Source organism: Chitinimonas sp., from assembly GCF_036568685.1.
Lineage (GTDB): Bacteria > Pseudomonadota > Gammaproteobacteria > Burkholderiales > Chitinimonadaceae > Chitinimonas.
On sequence record NZ_DATCSC010000147.1, the window covers coordinates 1 to 17,436 of the forward strand.

At 62.4% G+C, this 17,436-nt stretch carries 19 protein-coding genes; 12 read left to right on the forward strand and 7 right to left on the reverse strand.

The window, feature by feature from the left end:
* The 5 genes from VIM95_RS21640 to VIM95_RS21660 all read right to left on the reverse strand — a co-directional run.
* The coding region (locus tag VIM95_RS21640) for an RES family NAD+ phosphorylase (RefSeq protein WP_331989894.1) at nucleotides 1-479 on the reverse strand (479 nt) is incomplete at its 3' end.
* On the reverse strand, nucleotides 476-964 hold the full coding sequence (gene parS / locus VIM95_RS21645) for a type II toxin-antitoxin system Xre/ParS family antitoxin (RefSeq protein WP_331989896.1): 489 nt from the start codon (nucleotides 962-964) through the stop codon (nucleotides 476-478). The genes VIM95_RS21640 and parS, both read right to left, overlap by 4 nt.
* Before the next feature lie 100 nt (nucleotides 965-1,064).
* Nucleotides 1,065-1,835: a LytTR family DNA-binding domain-containing protein gene (locus VIM95_RS21650; RefSeq protein WP_331989898.1), complete on the reverse strand. Its 771-nt coding sequence runs from the start codon at nucleotides 1,833-1,835 to the stop codon at nucleotides 1,065-1,067.
* 2 nt (nucleotides 1,836-1,837) lie between these two features.
* Nucleotides 1,838-3,400 (reverse strand): sensor histidine kinase, encoded by a 1,563-nt coding sequence (locus tag VIM95_RS21655; RefSeq protein ID WP_331989900.1) that lies wholly within the window; start codon nucleotides 3,398-3,400, stop codon nucleotides 1,838-1,840.
* Nucleotides 3,401-3,611: 211 nt separating this feature from the next.
* On the reverse strand, nucleotides 3,612-4,157 hold the full coding sequence (locus VIM95_RS21660) for a PEP-CTERM sorting domain-containing protein (RefSeq protein WP_331989902.1): 546 nt from the start codon (nucleotides 4,155-4,157) through the stop codon (nucleotides 3,612-3,614).
* Between the two features lie 222 nt (nucleotides 4,158-4,379).
* On the opposite strand from VIM95_RS21660, the gene VIM95_RS21665 reads away from it, so the two are divergent.
* The 5 genes from VIM95_RS21665 (at nucleotide 4,380) to map (ending at nucleotide 7,830) form a co-directional block, all read left to right on the forward strand.
* Entirely contained in the window at nucleotides 4,380-4,823 is a 444-nt protein-coding gene (locus tag VIM95_RS21665) for a hypothetical protein (protein ID WP_331989904.1), read from the forward strand.
* Nucleotides 4,824-4,840: 17 nt separating this feature from the next.
* Entirely contained in the window at nucleotides 4,841-5,287 is a 447-nt protein-coding gene (locus tag VIM95_RS21670; RefSeq protein WP_331989906.1) for a GNAT family N-acetyltransferase, read from the forward strand.
* 162 nt (nucleotides 5,288-5,449) lie between these two features.
* Nucleotides 5,450-5,929 (forward strand): hypothetical protein, encoded by a 480-nt coding sequence (locus tag VIM95_RS21675; RefSeq protein WP_331989908.1) that lies wholly within the window; start codon nucleotides 5,450-5,452, stop codon nucleotides 5,927-5,929.
* A 199-nt stretch (nucleotides 5,930-6,128) separates the two neighbouring features.
* Entirely contained in the window at nucleotides 6,129-6,956 is an 828-nt protein-coding gene (locus tag VIM95_RS21680) for an aspartyl protease family protein (RefSeq protein ID WP_331989910.1), read from the forward strand.
* Nucleotides 6,957-7,050: 94 nt separating this feature from the next.
* A complete protein-coding gene (gene map, locus VIM95_RS21685; RefSeq protein ID WP_331989912.1) occupies nucleotides 7,051-7,830 on the forward strand; it encodes a type I methionyl aminopeptidase in 780 nt (259 codons plus the stop codon).
* A 32-nt stretch (nucleotides 7,831-7,862) separates the two neighbouring features.
* Here map and VIM95_RS21690 read toward each other — a convergent pair whose 3' ends face one another.
* Nucleotides 7,863-8,951 (reverse strand): S1C family serine protease, encoded by a 1,089-nt coding sequence (locus VIM95_RS21690; RefSeq protein ID WP_331989914.1) that lies wholly within the window; start codon nucleotides 8,949-8,951, stop codon nucleotides 7,863-7,865.
* Nucleotides 8,952-9,229: 278 nt separating this feature from the next.
* Here VIM95_RS21690 and VIM95_RS21695 point away from each other — a divergent pair, with 278 nt between their 5' ends.
* From VIM95_RS21695 to VIM95_RS21705, 3 genes are all read left to right on the forward strand, one after another.
* The gene (locus VIM95_RS21695) at nucleotides 9,230-9,820 is read left to right on the forward strand and encodes an isoprenylcysteine carboxylmethyltransferase family protein (protein ID WP_331989917.1); all 591 of its coding nucleotides are present in this window, start codon (nucleotides 9,230-9,232) and stop codon (nucleotides 9,818-9,820) included.
* 2 nt (nucleotides 9,821-9,822) lie between these two features.
* Nucleotides 9,823-10,335, forward strand: coding sequence for a hypothetical protein (locus tag VIM95_RS21700; protein ID WP_331989919.1), 513 nt, complete (start codon nucleotides 9,823-9,825; stop codon nucleotides 10,333-10,335).
* 70 nt (nucleotides 10,336-10,405) lie between these two features.
* Entirely contained in the window at nucleotides 10,406-10,882 is a 477-nt protein-coding gene (locus VIM95_RS21705; protein WP_331989921.1) for a DUF1203 domain-containing protein, read from the forward strand.
* A 59-nt stretch (nucleotides 10,883-10,941) separates the two neighbouring features.
* Here the strand turns inward: VIM95_RS21705 and VIM95_RS21710 are convergent, their stop codons facing one another.
* Nucleotides 10,942-13,401 carry a penicillin acylase family protein gene (locus tag VIM95_RS21710; protein ID WP_331989923.1) on the reverse strand — a complete coding sequence of 820 codons (2,460 nt, stop codon included), beginning with the start codon at nucleotides 13,399-13,401 and terminating at the stop codon, nucleotides 10,942-10,944.
* Between the two features lie 281 nt (nucleotides 13,402-13,682).
* Here VIM95_RS21710 and VIM95_RS21715 point away from each other — a divergent pair, with 281 nt between their 5' ends.
* From VIM95_RS21715 to VIM95_RS21730, 4 genes are all read left to right on the forward strand, one after another.
* Nucleotides 13,683-15,182 carry an OmpP1/FadL family transporter gene (locus VIM95_RS21715; protein WP_331989925.1) on the forward strand — a complete coding sequence of 500 codons (1,500 nt, stop codon included), beginning with the start codon at nucleotides 13,683-13,685 and terminating at the stop codon, nucleotides 15,180-15,182.
* 486 nt (nucleotides 15,183-15,668) lie between these two features.
* Nucleotides 15,669-15,860, forward strand: coding sequence for a hypothetical protein (locus VIM95_RS21720; protein ID WP_331989927.1), 192 nt, complete (start codon nucleotides 15,669-15,671; stop codon nucleotides 15,858-15,860).
* A gap of 378 nt (nucleotides 15,861-16,238) precedes the next feature.
* Complete coding sequence (locus tag VIM95_RS21725) at nucleotides 16,239-16,961, forward strand: hemerythrin domain-containing protein (protein WP_331989929.1); 723 nt, start codon at nucleotides 16,239-16,241, stop codon at nucleotides 16,959-16,961.
* 80 nt (nucleotides 16,962-17,041) lie between these two features.
* On the forward strand, nucleotides 17,042-17,413 hold the full coding sequence (locus VIM95_RS21730; protein WP_331989931.1) for a hypothetical protein: 372 nt from the start codon (nucleotides 17,042-17,044) through the stop codon (nucleotides 17,411-17,413).
* Nucleotides 17,414-17,436: the final 23 nt, after the last annotated feature.

The following is a 17,436-nucleotide window of genomic DNA, read 5'->3' on the forward strand; positions in this document are numbered from 1 at the left end:
TACCAGCGGGGGTCATAAATAAACTGTCTGACCACCCGGGCACTGATATGGCGCGCATCCGGGTGGGCCGGGTTGATCAGGATATTGGCCTCCTCATGCACCAGCACCGAGGGCACTTGCAAGAGGGCACTTGCACCTTCCTCCACCCAGGCGGAGCCCAGCGCCATCGAATCTGCCGCTGGCGGTTCAGCCAGCCAGCTTGGGGGCAGCTTGTCGGTCGTCAGTACCCGCCGCTCAGTCCAGACGCGGGCCGGAACGCTGATCTCGACCAGGAAACGATTGCGGGCGGCGATGCCATCACCAATATGAGCCAGGGTCTCGAGGCAAGCCAAAGCGATGCTCTGGCTGGCATATACCATGGCCGTGCCCTTGCGGTTCCAGCGGCCACCGAACTTGCGGGCACCGCCGCCGGAGAGATCATCCGCCGCAAAATCAGGCGTCGCCTTGGCAATGCGCCAAAGCAGCACGGCCGACGTCACGCGGTGATCCCGTTCTCTATCCGCCCCAGCGTGTCCAGCACCAGTTCTATGCCGGCATCGGTATCAAGCAGGGCCAAGGGCATCTCGCCGCCCAGGCTACGATTGGGCCGCTTGACCCAGGCCAGTGCCGCAGCGTTGTCCTCGAAGACCTGCGCCGCACGTATCACCACCCGGGCTACCCGTGCCAGGCGCTCCGTCTCCACCGTGCTGAGCGGCTTGTCGGCAGTACGGCGTGCCTTGACCGTACTGCTGGCCAGGCCCACGGCCTTGACCAGGGCATCACGGCTCATGTCCAGATGGTCGGCGAGTACCGTCACCGCCGCGGGCGAGATGCCGCGCCGTATATGCGCTATCTGTGAGGCCGCGCCTTCGTTGACAAAAGACAGCGGGGTATTGGCAAAAGCCGTGACGGCGGCAGGCTGCACCAACAGCGGCTTGGCGCTCTGGCGCGCAGCAGGGGCACGACGCTTGAGGACTGCGGTCATGGCGACCTCCGGCTATTTCTGGCTTATTTACCAGCCAATAATAGCCGATCATACCCAAGCGCGGCAACTGAAAGAGCGAGAACCGAAGAAGGCTACGGCTCTACATGTGCTTGAAAAGATGGGCAAAAGGCCGGCTGACCACCAGTGTTTCCTTGCGCCCCTTGACCTTGAGCGTCACCTGCCCGCGTAGGTCGCGGCTCACCGTCTCTATGCTGATCGCCCGCACAATGGTCGAGCGGTGCACCTGCCAGAATTCGTCCGGGTCCAAGCCGTCGACTAGTTCCTTGAGCGGGGTACGGATCAGCGCGTCGAACTCGTTGGTGGCCACCAGGGTGTACTTGTCGCCGGCCTGGAAGAACAGCACGTCAGAGATAGGAATCAGCCGCAGATGATTGCCGGCGCTGGCCTTGATCCATTTGAGACGGCTGCTTTCAGGCTTGAGCTTGGCCGCCAGTTGGGCCAGCAGCGCATCGAGTTGCTGCGGCGGCGCCGAAGGCTGGCCCAGGCGCTCCTTCAGTCGGCCCACCGCCGCGGCCAGGCGGTCATCGCTATAGGGCTTGAGCAGGTAGTCGAGCGCGCCGTTCTCGAAGGCCTCCACAGCGTACTGGTCAAAAGCAGTCACAAACACGATATGGCAACGCAGCTCACGGTTGCTGGCCAGGCTGCGCGCCACTTCCACGCCGGTCAGCTCTGGCATCTGGATATCCAGAAAGGCCAGCTGCGGTTGCAGCTCGCTGATCACCTCCAAGGCTGTTTCGCCATCGCCCACATCGGCCAATATCTCCAGTTCCGGCCACAACTTGGCGAGCTTGGCCTTGAGCTGGGCACGCAGTATCGGTTCATCCTCGGCAATGATCGCGGTGATCGCCATCGCTATGTATTTCCTTCCCCGGCGCTCGGAGCCGGCCAGTCAGTCGGTAGATCCAGCGTCGCCACCACGCCGCGGGGCTCGCCAGCCTCCAGCGTAAAGTGCGCCTGCTCGCCGAACAATGCCCGCAAGCGCTCGCGCAGGTTTTCCAACCCCACCCCGCTACCCATCTGCGGCGTGCTGCCGGTCAGCCCCCGGCCGGTATCGCTCACCACCAACCGCAGCCGCTCACCCTGCGGCGTGCTGCAACGGCTCACCGTTACGTCGATACGCCCACCCTCGCGCACCGGCTCCAGACCATGCTTGATGGCATTCTCCACCAGGGAGGGCAGCATCATGGGTGGCATGGGGCAGGCACGCAGGGCATCAGGCAGGTCGATGGTGAAATCCAGCCGCTCGCCCATGCGCATCTTGAGGATATTCAGATAGGCACTGACGAGGTCAATCTCCTGACCCACGGTGGAGGTCGTCTCCCGCATCTTGGGCAAGGCTGCCCGCAGATACTGGATCAGATGCCCGACCATCTGGTAGGCGCTGGGCGGGTCCACCTCGGTCAGTGCCTGCACATTGGCCAACGTGTTGTAGAGGAAGTGCGGTTCCACCTGAGCCTGCAAGGCCTGTAGCCGCGCCTCAGTCACCTGCCGGCGCACGTCGCTGATCTCGGCCTCCTTCTTCTTTTGCTCGGCAAAGGCCAAGGCCCGGCGTGAGCGGCCAATGTAGAACTTGGCGATCAAGAGCAGCACAAAGACCAGCAGGAAGGCGAATACCAGGGCCGAGCCTACTCCGGCTTTCCAGAGATCGTCAGCCACCTGGCTGCGGATGATCTCGCGCTGTGGCAGGGGCAAGGTGAAATGGTCGCCCACCGCGGGCACAGCAGGTGCGACGGGTGCCACAGGGGCGACCGGCGCAACGGGGGCAATCGGTGCTACCGGTTCAATCTTTGGCGGTTTGCCCTCGCCAGCGAGGGACAATTGCTTCACCAGGCGGTCGATGGCCTCCAACGTCTCACGCGCATTGCGCTCCTTGCTGCGCGCCGCCTCGATTGACTTGTCCAGCCGTCCCAGGATCTCGCTACGGGAATCGGCCGGCAGATGCGCCTCTTCCTTCAGCTTCTCGGTTTCTTCCTCCTTGTCCTGCTGCAGCCGCTCCAGATCGGCTTGGGCACTCTGCAGCGCTTCCTCGGCGCTGTCGCGCAGCGCTTCCAATGTATTCTCGCGCACACTCTGCGCCTGCTCGCTGACCGAATCCTGTACCTCAGCCAGGGTCTTGCGGGCGCGCTTGATCTCTTCCTGGGCCTGCGCCAGCTCGCGCTGCCGGTCTGGGTCCTGAGTGCGCTCCTGCATGGCGCGGACCACATCCTGGGCAAAGTCCAGCGCGCCATCCTTGATGGCCATGTGCACCTCACCCTTGATCGCCCGGCTCTCGGCAGGCGTGTTACCGGCAGAGGACAGGCTGATCACGTGCCGTGGCACAGCGAAGATCACCAGCAAGGCCAGCAATAAGCCGCTGATCAGGAAGAAGGCCCACCAGGGCAGTTTGTAGAGCAGATTGCCGAGCGCCTTGAACATAACGCTTATCTCTTTTGCCTTGCGCCAGGCCAAGATAGCCCGACATCACGACTGCAGCTTATCAACGGCCGGCAACCCGGCGCCAAACCTAAGCGACCGATTTGGTGAATTGCGGGGTAAGTCGCAGAAAATCGGGGTGAATTGCGTAGCTAGGAACAAACAAAAACGGCAGCCCCCTGGGGCTGCCGCTTCTATTGCAACTTTGCGTGATCTAGCGGCGACGGCGCACCAGGCCAGCAGCGGCGAGTGCCAGACCGATCAGTGCCAGGCTGGCCGGCTCAGGCACCTTGTTCGGGGCAGCGAAGTTGCTGACGGTCGCAGTTGCGCTGCCGAAGGAGGAGTCGGTGGCGAAGATGCGGAAGCCGAAAACATCGCCGGCCTTGACATTGAACGACACCTTACCGCTCTGGTTACGCGCGCCAGCATCACTGCTGAGCTGACTGAACACGGTGTTGAGCAGCCAACCAAAGGGATCGTAGCTCGGACCGTCACGGTCACTGGTGACATAGCTCCAGTTAAAGGAAACGGTACCGGCAGCGATAGCCTTGATGGTCATATCGGTGTAGTCCGGGCCATCTCCATCGTTACTGCTGGTGAGCCGGATGGTGTTGGGGGCACCGTTCACCGAGATGCTGCCGCCACCGAGGCTCTGAGTCCAACCCGAGACATTGTAGAAATTGACGAAAGAGGCTGCCGCGGGCAGGGAAACCAGGCCCAAGAGGCCCGATAACACGGCGGCAAAGAGTGCTTTTTTCATGACGACCTTGCAGGTGAAAGGGGTGATTGAAGACCAGTACATCATTGAATAAGCAAACTCTAAGCCAAGAAAAACAACATGTTGATCTATAACCAATTACTTAAATGTCATGCAGTCAATTTCCCATCGATTGTAAAATTTCCCGACACTTTCCAGGTGGCAGGCAAGGTTGGCATCCAATGCACGGCTTGACTAAGCTGGGCCATGTAGTGAGCCCAAACCATGCCCACCCTACCCCACCTAGACAGCCTGCGTAGCTGCCCCGCCCTGGCACTGATCTCACTCAACGAACCGAGCGAGAACCGCCTGCGGCTTGTCGTCACCACAACCGTACCGGGCGATACCGGTCTGTTACACCGGCCCGGCCACGCAGTGCCGGCCCAGGATGGCGCGCAGCAAGTGTTCGAACTGCTCTGGCCCAGCTATATCGGCTACAGCGTGCTCAATGAGGAATACGTCTCTGCCGACCGCTACGAGTGCTTCGAAGGGCGGCTGTTGGTACGCTACCAGCGCTCGCACTATATGGACTACATGGCGGCCGCCAGCTTCGCCACGACCGACTACCCTGGCCCCTTGCAGCACTGGGGGCTGTTTTGCGTGGACCATGTGATCAATATCGCCTCCACCGAGGCACCACGTATACGCGTGCTCGAATCGACACACTGAGCTGCTACCATCGCGGTATGCCCCGCCTGCACTATCTACCTGCCTGCGAAGACGACTTCGAAGCCCTGCTGGCCTTGCGCATCGCCGCCATGCGTCCCAGCCTGGAAGCCCTTGGTCGCTACGACCCCGAGCGGGCCAGGGCACGCTTTCGGCAAAGCTTTGTCCCGGCCTGTACCCACCATATCCTGCTGGATAATCGGACCATCGGCTTCTATGCCGTCAAACCCGAAGGCGACGGGCTGCTGCTGGACCATCTCTACCTGCATCCCGCGCAACAGGGGCGTAGCTTGGGCAGCGAGGTATTGCAGCGGATATTTGCCGAAGCAGACCGGTTGGGCCTGCCCTTGCGGGTAGGCGCCTTGCGCGGCAGCACCGCCAACCACTTCTACCAGCGGCACGGCTTTGTCCAAGTCGACGAAGCCGAGTGGGACATCTATTACCGGCGGTTACCCACCCGACGCTGAATGCGCCGCCGGCTTTGTCAGCAAATGTAAAAGCGCGGCGAGCCGCCGCACTTGCAGCGACAATCCAGGCACGCCCATCCTTGTGCCCAGTCCGGTGCCGGCTATAAACAAGAGGGGTCTTCCCTCGTGCCGACACTGCGCCGCTTCGCCTCACCGATAGCCATGCCGTACGCCTCCGCCCCCCGCAAATTCCTGATCGGCCTGGCGCTCTATGCTCGCCAGATCGAACTCTCGATCGACCGTACCCATGGCGACTGGCAAGGCCTGCGCCAGTTCTACAAGCCACGCCCGCAACCTGATGACCTGGCCGTGCTGCTCTTGCAGGCCGAGGCCCGCAACCGTTCGCGCTGGAACCTGCTGCAGACCTTTATGGCCAACCGCCCGGTACCCGAGCGCGACCGCTGGATGATGGCGCGGCTGCTGTTCGACTTCTCCGCCATTCTGCGCGGCTATGAGCCGGCTACCGACGACCTCTATTGCCTGCGCTACTGCCTGAGCCAGACCACCAGCATCTTCTACCGCCGGCTGGGTATGCGGCGGAGGCTGGAAAAGCTCGATCTGCATCACTTCAACCGCACCGGCCACCTGCCGGCCGGTAAGGAAATCAACACCATCGTCGGCGATGATTGGCTGCGGCTCTAGGGACGCAACGCCACACGCCGCTCGTCAAGCCGCCATGGCTCCGATATTTTTGCGGCGCTTGCCTGGCGCCTGTTGCACGCTATCCGCAGCCGGCGGGTTCGGCGCAACAGCCTGCCACGGCGCAGGTGCCGTGGCAGCCGGGCCGAGCTAAGCTGAAGGCAAGTCGTCTGCCCAACCATCTGCCCCATCCAGGACAGCCATGCGTCTGACTCGCCTCGCCTTTGCTTCCTTGCTGATCGTTCCGCTGGCCCAGGCGGCTGTCGACATGGCACCCGGTGGCATCCAGGAACTGCCCTTCTACCTCCTGAACCAACAACCGGTGATCGAGGCCCAGGTAGGCTCAACCAAGGCCAGGTTGATGCTGGACCTGGGCGCCCATGGCGAGATGATGCTGACCTCGCACCTGATCCAGCAGCTCGGCATCCAGCCCGGCGAGGCCGTCACTACGCTCAGCGACCACGCCGGCAACGCCCTACCCAACCGCCTTTACCCTCCCTTGCCGGTCACCCTGGCCGGCCGCGAGCTGGGCCAGCTGGCTGCCACCGAATTCCCGCGCGAGAGCCGCTATGACGGTCTGATCGGCATGGGCTATTTCAAGCACTACCGGATCAAGATCGACTATCCCCAGTTGCGGATGACCTTGTTTCCACCGACCGAGAAACCTGCCTTCGAGGCCGCCTGCCAGGGCAAGGTGCTCCCCCTGGGTCGGCAAGGTGACCTGCTCTACCTGACTGCGGAGACCGAACTCGGTCCGCTCAAACTGGCGCTCGATACCGGCGCCAATATGAACGTGATCAACCAGACTGCCCTTCAAGGTGCGGCAGCCAGCCGCATCGACCCGCAGCGACGCTATGCCTTTGATACCTTCATCCTCACCGACCAACCCTATCGGCCCGGCAAGTTCTACGTGCTGCAAAGCCAGATGGGCAGCATCCAGGGCTTTCTAGGTTACGAGTTCTTCAAGGACAAGACGGTCTGCCTCGATATGGAAGCCACCACGGCCTATATCGCGACCCGGAGTCCTTAGCAGCTGCGCAAGTCGGCCCGGTCGGCCTTACAATGTCGCCTGTACAAGAATTCTGCGCTCCGCCAACAGCAGAGTGCCTAGCAAGCGAGTAACCATGGCCGTATCGATCAAGAATGACAAGCAGATAGCCCAGATGCGCATCGCCGGCCGACTGGCCGCCGAAGTGCTGGAGATGATCAGCGAGCACGTTGTGCCCGGTATCAGCACCGAGGAGCTGGATGCGCGCTGCAACGAATACATCCGCAAGCAGCAGAAGGCCACACCGGCCAATGTGGGCTACCACGGCTTCCCCAAGACCTTGTGCACCTCGATCAATGGCGTGGTCTGCCACGGCATACCCAACCCGCGCGATGTGCTCAAGGACGGCGACATCGTCAATATCGACGTCACCGTGATCAAGGACGGCTGGCACGGCGACACCAGCCGCATGTTCTACGCCGGCACGCCCAGCCCCGAAGCCAAGCGGCTGGTCGATACCACCCTGGAATGCATGCTGGCCGGCATCGCCGTAGTTCGCCCTGGTGCCCGGCTGGGCGACGTGGGCCACGCCATCCAGCGCATTGCCGAAGCCGCAGGCTACTCGGTAGTGCGTGACTACTGCGGTCACGGCATTGGTAAGGTCTACCACGAGGCACCGGAAGTGCGGCACTACGGCCAGCCCAACACCGGCCTGCTGCTCAAGAAGGGCATGACCTTCACCATCGAGCCCATGATCAATGCCGGCGGCTATGCCGTACGCCAGCTCTCCGACGGCTGGACCGTGATCACCGCCGATGGCTCACTCTCGGCCCAGTGGGAGCATATGATCGCGGTGACCGACGACGGCGCCGAGATCCTGACCCAATGGCCAAGCTTACGTACAGATAGGCCCTAACCATCTGGTCAATGCCTGGGCGCCGATAACGGCTACATTTCTTCCTTCAGGGTAGCGCTAAGCAACACGAAACTGCGGTTGCGCCATACCCTGAGGTTGACGGCCTCCCCTACCTTGAAGCTCTCAAGTACCTCAAGCAGCTGGTCATAACTGCCTATCGTCTTGCCATTCACGGCAACGATCACGTCACCCAGCACTATATTGCCCAGGCCATCGCGCATGAATGGTCGCACGCCGGCTTTGTTTGCAGGGCCGCCCCGTACCGCACCAATAACCGCAACCCCTGGCGGCAGCCCAAGCGCCCGATTAAATTCAGGCGGTGCCGCTGAGATGCCCAGGGATGGCCGCAAATAGCCACCATCGCGAATCAACCTCGGCACCACACGATTGACTTCGTCGACCGGTATCGCAAACCCGATGCCGGCACTGGCTCCACTCGGGCTATAGATCATGGTGTTCACGCCAATCAACCGACCGGATGAATCAAGCAGTGGGCCGCCGGAGTTGCCAGGATTGATGGCGGCATCGGTCTGGATCACGCCACGGATCGGTCGGCGCGTCACCGACTCAATCTCCCTACCCAAGGCGCTGACGATGCCGGTGGTCAATGTCTGGTCCAGGCCAAAGGGATTTCCGATGGCATAGACCTTTTGCCCCACCTGCAGATCGGCACTGCGACCTAGCACAATGGGACGAAGTTTTTCGGCTGGCGCCTTGATGCGCAGCACGGCCAGATCCCGGTCAGGAAAGGCGCCGACGAGGATGGCTTTGTAAGTACTCTGGTCCGCCAAAGTGACGCGCGCGGCTTCCCCGTCGCGGATCACATGGTAGTTGGTGACAATGTCGCCATCCTTGTCCCAAACAAAGCCCGTGCCGGAACCGCTCGGCACCTCCCGCACATCGAGCGAGAAGAAGCCTCCTTCGCGCTGCAAGGTTGTAATGTGCACCACCGACGCTGAGGCCAGTTTGAAGACATCAATATTATTGCGCTCGTCGGCAGCCAGCTCACCCCGCGGGGTTACAGCCCTCGGCTTGGCCTCCACTCTTTCGCTTTCTGCAGCCCGTAGCGACCAACTCGTCAAAGCAAAGAGCGACAAGACCACAAGGCAAAGCAGCGCCAAGCGGCCAGACCTCCATCGAATCATCGTTTTTACTCCTATCAGGCAGCACCTTGACCGGCGGGCGGTCCCAATGTTCCGCCAATGCGGCCGGACAATTCGAAAACGAGATAGGTCCCTAAATCGGTATTTTCAAGCACGGCGGGTACGGTTCGCGTCACCTGGCTGTCGTTTCATCGCAAGACCACCCCAGCCTGCAAGCCAGGGCCGTAGTCTGAACCGTGCAACCGTACCCCGGCCCGACGGCCCGGTATAACGACCATCAGACCAGGAACACCGTTATGCTCGATCTTGATCAAACTCTGAACCTGCTGCATATCGCGCTCTGGATCGCTTTTGCAGCTACCCGCCGCCACGTCGCGCTCAGCGCGCCAGCACCAAGCGAGCCCGGCAACACGATCCAGCGTACCGCCCCCTGGTCGCGCCACTTGGTCGGCGTGCATACGCTGGCCTTCGCTGCCATGTATGGTGGCATGCACTACGCCCTCTTCCGTCATGCCGTGCCCGATTGGTTCCCCGGCCAGCGCTTGGTCGGCGGCACCCTGATCGTCCTGGCAGGCATGCTGGCCTGCTGGTCGCTGCTGCACTTTCGTTCCTGGCGCTTTCGCGCCCAGCTCGACGCCGGTCATCAACTGGCTACCGGAGGCCCGTTCCGGCTGTTCCGCCACCCCATCTATATGGCCCTGAACCTGGTCGCGCTCGGTACCGCCATCTGGGTGCCGACGCCCGCCTGCTGGCTGGGCTTCGCCCTGATGGTCATCGGCAGCGACCTGCGGGCACGGTCTGAGGAAACCCTGTTGCATGCTGCCTTTGGCCAAGTCTATGCCGCATACTGTGAGCGTACCCAACGCTTCCTACCCGGCCTTTACTAGCTATGCGCGCCTGGCTCGCCAATCTGTTCCTGCTGGGGCTGATCCTGCTCGTCAGCCTGCAGATCGACCGTAGCGCGGCCAGCCTGCCCGAGCTGGTAGCCGATCACTTCGTGGCCGGCGGGCTGGCCAACGGCTATGCCGCGAAGGTGAGCTACATCCACCTGATGCAGGCCCTGGTCATTGCCTTACCGGGTCTGTTCGGCCTGCTGCTGCCGGCCCTGCTACGCCTCAGCGGCGAGCGTATAAGGCTACCTAACCGGGACTACTGGCTCGCGCCGCCGCACTACGAGGCCACTTTGGCTTTCCTCGCCACCGGGCTGCGCTGGCTGGCGGTCTGGCAGCTGCTCTTGCTGGGTTATGTGCATACCCTGATCGTCGAGGCCAACCGCCTACACCCGCCGCGGCTGGCCGAGGGGCGTTTTGAAATCGGCATGCTGCTCTTTGTCGGCGGCCTCGTAGTCTGGCTGCTCTTGGTGCTGTGGCGTTTTGGCCGGCAGCCGCCTAGGGGGCAGTAGGACCGCAAGAAGCGGATAGCGGCATGGGTCCGAGGCCCATAAGGTGGTGGCTCCATCAAGGAGCGTGACCATGCACTATGCCATCCGGGGCCTGGCCCCCAGCCTGTTCAATCATCTCTATGGTCTGTCTGAGGCCGAGCTTGCCGACTTGCAGGTCGAGCGGCACATCGTCGACGCCGCAGACGCCTACCCCTGCCGGGTGACGCTGCAGGATGCACCGCCGGGCAGCACCGTGCTGTTGCTGAATCATCTGCATCAGCCAGCACCCGGTCCTTACCGTGCCAGCCACGCCATCTATGTGCGCGAGTACAGCCACGAGAGCGGCGTCTGGATCGACGAACTACCCACGCAGTTTCGCCGGCGCCTCTTGTCGCTGCGCGCCTATGACGCCCGCCACCATATCGTGGCCGCCGAGGTCTGCGAGGGCGAGGTGGCGGAAGGGCAGATCCAGCGCCTGCTGGCAGACCCGACGGTCGAATATCTGCACGCCCACTATGCGCGGCGAGGCTGCTTTGCTGGCCGCATAGACCGCCACCCTAACCCTTGAAACAGATAAAAAAAGCCCCGCCGGTTGGCGGGGCCTAGCTTGCACACACTGGTTTTCGTTTATTCAGCGATGCTGCGGGTGGTGTAGGCCGGATCACTGGTGATGTCGGCTTCGCTGTAGCGCAGCTTCATCCACTTGGCGCCCTTGAAGTAGATATCCGAGTAGAGCTGGGTCAGGTCCGAGTAGTGCGACGAGGCCAGTGCAGACGACTGCGAGTAGGTCAGCATGCCTTCAGCTACCGGGCCATTGGCATCGAAGGTGACGAACTGCATATAGCTGTTGCCGTAGCCTGGGTCGGTATACACGCCGCTGGTCAGGTTGCCACGCCAGTTGTTGAAGGTGTAGCGGCCGCCTGGGATAGGGATGGGCGTGCCGTTGCGCACCACCACCTGCTTACGGGCATTGATCTCGCCCAGCGCAAACTTGTTGGTCGCAAACCACTGCACCGCATCGGCAAAGTTGGTTGCCGCCTTGGTGTTGGCGGTATTGAAGCCGCTCGGGGTGTAGACCGGGTTGACCGGATCAAACGGCACCCGCCAGTAGCTGGCATCCTTCAGCTCGCCCGACAGCTCATACAGCTTGCGGAACAACAGCGAGCCAGGGTCAGCCGGGCTTTCGGTCTTTTTCCAGCCCTTGAGCACAGCGCAGGCCTGGGTCAGGTCGGTGGCCTTGCCGGTACTGTCGTTGGCAGTCGGTGCAGCACCCACGCAGGTTGCGGCCAGGAATTCATCCAGCCACATCTCCGGCTTGAAGAAACGACCGCGCATATAGACCTGCTGCAGGTTCGCCAGGGTAAAGCCGGTACCCGGCAGACCATCGGTCCCCTTCACCCGATCCAGGATCTGCGCAATGCCGGCGCGGGTACGTTCCCCTTGTGGCAGACCCTCGGCCACCGGGCCGGTGGCGATGATCTTGGGGTAACCCGCCAAGCGCACCTGGTCGTTGGGCAGCCAGTGGCTGTCGTTGGCATTCATGATGTAGTCGTCCCGCAGCACATAGGGGCGCTGTGCGCTGGGGATGGCGCCATTCCAATTACAGCTGCTCTTGGTGCCATCCATCAGCACCAGACCCTGGCTCGCCAGCAGGAACTGCGCGGTCGGGTTATTCACGCAGGCCGCCAGCTGGGCATCGCTGACATTAGCCGCCACCGAGTAGTTGGCGTACATGGCCTTGCCATTCTTGTCGGCCGCCATGGTGTTGACCCAGGGCATGGCGCTATAGGTGGCCAGCGCCTTCTGCAGCCCTTCGGCGCTGCTCGCCTGGCCGTTCAGCAGCACCTGGTCGAACAGCTTGTAGTTGGTGTAGTTGGCGTCGCGGATGGCAAAGGCGCTGGCCTTGCTCCACTTGAAGTTGGCATTGTCGGCCAACACCGGACCGAAGTCGGTACCGTACATGGTACGGGTACGCTGGGCGATGCTGCCATCCGGCTGCAGGGCATCTACCGTCAGCTTGGTGGTGGTCATGGGCTTGCTGACGCCGTCGATCATGTAACGGGTCGGATCGCTCGGGTCGAGCTGCAGGCCAAATAGAGTGAAGCGATTGTCGGTGGTGAAGGTATGGGTCCAGGCCACATCCTTGTTGAAACCGATCAGCGGCAGTGGCGCCCCCAAGAGAGTGGCACCATAGACGTCGTACTTGCCCGGCACGGTGATATGCAGCTGGTGCAGACGTAGCGCGCCCCACCACGGGAAATGCGGATTGCCGAGCACCATGCCGGTACCGCTCTGCGTCACACCCTTGCCCAAGCCATAACCGTTGGAGCCGATCACATGCTCGCTGAGCCAGCGAGTACCTTGGATCAGCGGCGACTTGAGCAGCGCCACCTTGTCGAGATTGGCCTTGCGCATGGCCACCTGGGCACTGGCAGCTGCAGGCGGCTGGGCGCCACCAATGGAGGGAATGAACTGCATGGAGCTGCCGGCCATGGCAGCCTGGTTGAAGCGATAGTAAACATCGGCTTCGGTGATGGGTTTGACCCAGGCGGCGTTCTTGCAATCGGCCGGCAGGCCGTTGACGCCCACCTCCCGCAGGTAACGGTTATAACCGGCGGTAAAGCCCGAGACAATGTCGCGCACGTCCTGGCTTGCAGCCGCCTTCATGGCATCAGCCACGGCCGGGGTCAGGTAGAGCTTGTAGAAGAAATCGGACGCCAGGTTGGGCGTGAAGTCGCCAAACTGCCCCAGATAGGTGACGGGCACACCCTTGGCATCCACATCACCAAAGTAGCGCGAGCGCTCACCATGCATGGTCACCACTTCCTCGGCGAACAGGCAGACATGGTCGGTCGCAAAAGCGTAGCCATAGCCATAGCCCGCACCCTTGAAGTCGGCGGCCTTGATATGCGGCACACCGTAGGAGGTGTAGCGGATTTCGGCCGAATAGGTCGGCTGGGTAGGCGTACTGGGGCGAGTCGGGTCGCTATCACTGCCACCGCAGGCCGAAAGCAGGGCGGCCGCCGCGAATGGCAGCCCCAGCAGCAATTGGCGCGGCGACAGAGCCTGGCGCGAGGTGTCGGGCATGGGGAAGTCTCCTGATCCTTGTGGTCTTCTTGGTGGTGCTTGGCCCAGGCAAGCGCTTGCCCAGGACGCACGTCGATTCAGCATAGCGAAATCCTTCACCGAGCTAGGGACGGCGTTGCGAATATTTGCGCAAAAGCTCTATTACCGCACGCTAGTGCAACATTTACACATCACTCCACCAAGCCGTTGCTTGGCCTGGAAGCCGACGGGGCTATGATGAAGCGACCTGTCGGCCGGCCCGACATGCCCCAACGCATACATAAAAAATCAGGAGACTTGCCATGCGCCTTCGCCGTACCGTGATCTGTCTGACCGTGCTCCAGGCACTTGCCGCCACACCGGCGCTGGCCTCGGGCTACCACTTCGGGTCGCAATCAGCCTCGACCCAGGGCACGGCCAACGCCGGTACCGCCCAGGCAGCCGACCCTTCGGTGCTGTTCTATAACCCGGCAGGCATGAGCTATCTGGAAGGCACGCAGGCCTCCGGCGTGCTGGACCTGGTGATCCCCAGCACCAAGTTCGAAGACCGTGGCAGCGTCACCTTGTGGGGCCGCCCCACCGGCGGCAGCAACGGTGGCGACTTCGTCAACAACACGGTCGTCCCGCATGCCTACCTGACCCACCGCTACAACGACAGCCTCAGCGCCGGCATCGGCATCTTCGTGCCCTTCGGCTCCAAGACCGACTACAACGCCGACTGGGTGGGCCGCTACAACATCATCGGCACCGAGCTGAAGACGGTGGCGATCAATCCCTCCTTCGCACTCAAGGTCAGCGACCGGCTGCGCATCGGCGCCGGCATCACCGCCCAGTACATCGACGGCAAGCTCGCCAAGGGTGCCGACTTCGGCTCGGGCGCCATGAATTCGCTGGTCGAAGCCCAGGTCAAGGCCAATGCCATCCCTGGCGTGCCGGAAGCCATCGTCCGCGCTGCCGTGGTCAACCAGTTGAACGGCATCATCAAGACTGTCAGTGGCAACCCCACCTACTCCGGCCGCGTGGACGTGAAGGGGGACGACTGGGGCTTTGGCTACAATCTCGGCCTGATGTTCGACATCGACCAACGTACCCGCGTGGGCCTCGCCTACCGCTCCAAGATCAAGCACACCCTGGAAGGCGACGCCAAGTGGGACGTGCAGCGCCCAGCCGACAACCTGGCCAACCTGCTCAACGCCGCCATCCCTGGCGCGGGCTCGCTGGTACGCGCCAACCTCTTGGCGGCCTACACCGACAGCCCGGCCACCCTCAAGGTCACCACGCCGGAATCGCTCTCGGTCTCCTTCTTCAAGCAGTTCGACAAGGTCGCCCTGATGGCCGACATCACCCGCACCCGCCACTCCCGCTTCCAGGAGCTGCGCGTGGACTTTGCCAACAATCTGGCCGACTCCTTGACCCTGGAACACTGGGAAGACACCACCCGCTATGCGGTCGGCGTTGAATACCCCTGGAGCGACACCCTCAAGCTGCGGGGCGGCATTGCCATCGATGAATCCCCAGTCGATTCCGGCAACCGTACCCCCTCGATCCCGGACAACAAGCGCCACTGGGTCTCGGGCGGCCTGAACTGGCAAGTCACCAAGCAAGGCTCACTGGACCTTGCCCTGAGCTATATCTACCTGCCCAAGAGCCAGATCGATATGTACGACAACGGCGGCCAGACCAACGCTGCAGGTTCGCCCATCTGCAACCAGGCCGGCAATACCTCCAGCTGCGCCACCTTGCGCGGTCGTTACGACATCAGCTCCTGGTTGCTCGGGATGCAGTACAACTATCGCTTCTAGGGGGTTAATTTGGCTTCAGTGGTTTAGCTGAGTGCAGCGCTGGCGCCCGGGGGACCCGGGCGCTTTCCTTTGGTGAAGGCTGAACCAGCGAAGCTCCCTAAATAGAGCCCACCTCGCTGACGCCGAGGGCTTGCTTGAAAGGGCTTCAGTGAGTCAATGACGTTAGCGCAGGCGCCCGGGAAACCCGGGCGCTAGTCGTTTGTGAAGGCTGAAAAGGATGGCCCTCTTCCGTGATTGAGCCCACTCCCCCCGCCCTCGCCGCCGCGAGGGAGCCTCGCTGACGCTCGTCAGCGTGTTGAAAGACACCCGATAAGCTCAACTCGGCGGATCGCTACCGTTTCGGGCAACCAGCGAGCTTTGTCTTTCCGCCGCCACAAGTGGCGGGCACTCCGTCGCATGGCGGCAGTCATAGCAAGATAGCGGCCTATACTGGCCGCAGATCGACCGGGCTATCGCCCAGGTCGGCGCCACAAGGAAGACAACACCATGTCACAGCCCAAACAGCCGGCCTCCGCCAGGACGGCCAATGTATTCGTCCCCCACCCGGAAGACGTCAAGGCCGACCGCCTTATCGAAGCTGACCTCGGCGACGAAGCCGATATGCTTAGCAGCACGACCGCCGACGAGCCAGCCTCAGCCGGAACACCCTCTCGTTCTACCAAGCAGCCCAACTCTTAAAAAAGCGGGGCCTGTAATTGATCCGGGCCGAGCAAGTCCTGGTAGTACATACCCCCAGCGTCCGCATCGCATTGGTCCATCGATAAGCGAACGAGCGTCAGCGAGGCTCCCTCGCGGCGGCGAGGGCGGGGGGAGTGGATTAGATCAAGGAAGCGCCGCCACCACAGTCCGCTTTGCTCTCAAACGCCCGGGTCCCCCGGGCGCATCGCAACCGTCCCAATCCTAACTAACGCCTATTCACCCCCAAGCGGCGCTTAGGAGATTCTTAGGGTCAACTTAAGCCCGATTTAGACAAGCCTCGGCGCGCTCCTCCCTAGACTCCGCTCCTGATTCCGCACGGCATGTGGCTGGCGGGACGCCAACCGCAGGAGCAAGTCCATGCAAGACCCGAACCAACGTTTTGATATCTACGCTTTGATCCACAAGGCGCTGCGCGCCCAGATGAGCCATGTGCTGCTGGAAGCCGGTCGTACCGACTGGGACGATGCCAGCGAGCGCGACGCCGCCCTCTCCGCAGTGCGCCAGTTGCTAGGTATGTGCCACGGCCATCTCGAACACGAAGACACCTATCTGCACCCGGCCATCGACGCCGCCGAGCCCGGCGGCCGCCGCCTGGCTGACAGCGACCACGGCCGCCACCTGGGCGCCATGGAAACACTGTACGACCTCGCCGAGGTGGTAGAACGCGCCACTCCCAGCCTGCGCCGCCAGACCGGCGAGCGGCTGTACCGCGAGCTGGCGCTGTTCGTGGCCGACAACTTCGAGCACATGGCCTTCGAGGAGCGTGAGCACAACCGTCTGCTGTGGATGGCCTATTCCGACGCCGAGATCCACCGCATCCATGGCGAGCTGGTCGGCAGCATCCCGCCGGCCCAGATGATGGAAACACTGCGCTGGATGGTGCCCTACAGCAACGCCCAGCAACGTACCGAGCTGCTGGGCGGCATGCTGGATGCCGCCCCGCCCGGCGCCTTCAACGCGGTGATGAGCATGTTGCAAGGCACTTTGCGCAGCCAGGACATGGACAAGCTCACCCGCTCCTTGCTGAGCCGGCGTGCCGGCGAAGCCCAGCCCATCCATCCGCAGGCCATGCCGGCCTGACCGTCACAACGGCCGGGCATAACGCCGCCCGCCCCTGCCCGGCCCCTCTCCAGACAGAAAATCCAGACAGACAGAACACCATGCAAGCACATGCCAAACCCTGGGCCTACATCGCCCTCATCTATTTCATCTGCGCCGTCTCGCTGGGCGTCTATATGGGTGCCAGCCACGATCACACGCTGCGCTCGGTACATGCCCATCTCAACCTCCTGGGTTGGGTGTCGCTGACCCTGACCGCCGTCATGTACCACTTCTTTCCCAAGGCGGGGCAGAGCAAGCTCGCACGTACCCACTTCTGGCTCTACAACGTCGGCATGCCAACCATGCTGGTCGCCCTTCTGCTGCTGATGCAGGGCCACGCCGGGGCCGAGCCCGGTATCGTGGTCGGCAGCCTGATGACGCTCAGTGCGGTGGCCCTGTTCGTGATCAATATCTACAGCCACCGGGCATGAAGACGCTGTTCACCACCCTGTTG

What these genes read in the sequence shown, in the direction of transcription:
- VIM95_RS21730 (WP_331989931.1), top strand. Translation starts at nt 17,042, where the DNA reads ATGCAAGCACATGCCAAACCCTGGGCCTACATCGCCCTCATCTATTTC.
- VIM95_RS21695 (WP_331989917.1), top strand. Translation starts at nt 9,230, where the DNA reads ATGCTCGATCTTGATCAAACTCTGAACCTGCTGCATATCGCGCTCTGG.
- VIM95_RS21705 (WP_331989921.1), top strand. Translation starts at nt 10,406, where the DNA reads ATGCACTATGCCATCCGGGGCCTGGCCCCCAGCCTGTTCAATCATCTC.
- VIM95_RS21655 (WP_331989900.1), bottom strand. Translation starts at nt 3,400, where the DNA reads ATGTTCAAGGCGCTCGGCAATCTGCTCTACAAACTGCCCTGGTGGGCC.
- VIM95_RS21650 (WP_331989898.1), bottom strand. Translation starts at nt 1,835, where the DNA reads ATGGCGATCACCGCGATCATTGCCGAGGATGAACCGATACTGCGTGCC.
- parS (WP_331989896.1), bottom strand. Translation starts at nt 964, where the DNA reads ATGACCGCAGTCCTCAAGCGTCGTGCCCCTGCTGCGCGCCAGAGCGCC.
- VIM95_RS21665 (WP_331989904.1), top strand. Translation starts at nt 4,380, where the DNA reads ATGCCCACCCTACCCCACCTAGACAGCCTGCGTAGCTGCCCCGCCCTG.
- VIM95_RS21660 (WP_331989902.1), bottom strand. Translation starts at nt 4,157, where the DNA reads ATGAAAAAAGCACTCTTTGCCGCCGTGTTATCGGGCCTCTTGGGCCTG.
- VIM95_RS21710 (WP_331989923.1), bottom strand. Translation starts at nt 13,401, where the DNA reads ATGCCCGACACCTCGCGCCAGGCTCTGTCGCCGCGCCAATTGCTGCTG.
- VIM95_RS21725 (WP_331989929.1), top strand. Translation starts at nt 16,239, where the DNA reads ATGCAAGACCCGAACCAACGTTTTGATATCTACGCTTTGATCCACAAG.
- map (WP_331989912.1), top strand. Translation starts at nt 7,051, where the DNA reads ATGGCCGTATCGATCAAGAATGACAAGCAGATAGCCCAGATGCGCATC.
- VIM95_RS21675 (WP_331989908.1), top strand. Translation starts at nt 5,450, where the DNA reads ATGCCGTACGCCTCCGCCCCCCGCAAATTCCTGATCGGCCTGGCGCTC.
- VIM95_RS21700 (WP_331989919.1), top strand. Translation starts at nt 9,823, where the DNA reads ATGCGCGCCTGGCTCGCCAATCTGTTCCTGCTGGGGCTGATCCTGCTC.
- VIM95_RS21715 (WP_331989925.1), top strand. Translation starts at nt 13,683, where the DNA reads ATGCGCCTTCGCCGTACCGTGATCTGTCTGACCGTGCTCCAGGCACTT.
- VIM95_RS21720 (WP_331989927.1), top strand. Translation starts at nt 15,669, where the DNA reads ATGTCACAGCCCAAACAGCCGGCCTCCGCCAGGACGGCCAATGTATTC.
- VIM95_RS21670 (WP_331989906.1), top strand. Translation starts at nt 4,841, where the DNA reads ATGCCCCGCCTGCACTATCTACCTGCCTGCGAAGACGACTTCGAAGCC.
- VIM95_RS21680 (WP_331989910.1), top strand. Translation starts at nt 6,129, where the DNA reads ATGCGTCTGACTCGCCTCGCCTTTGCTTCCTTGCTGATCGTTCCGCTG.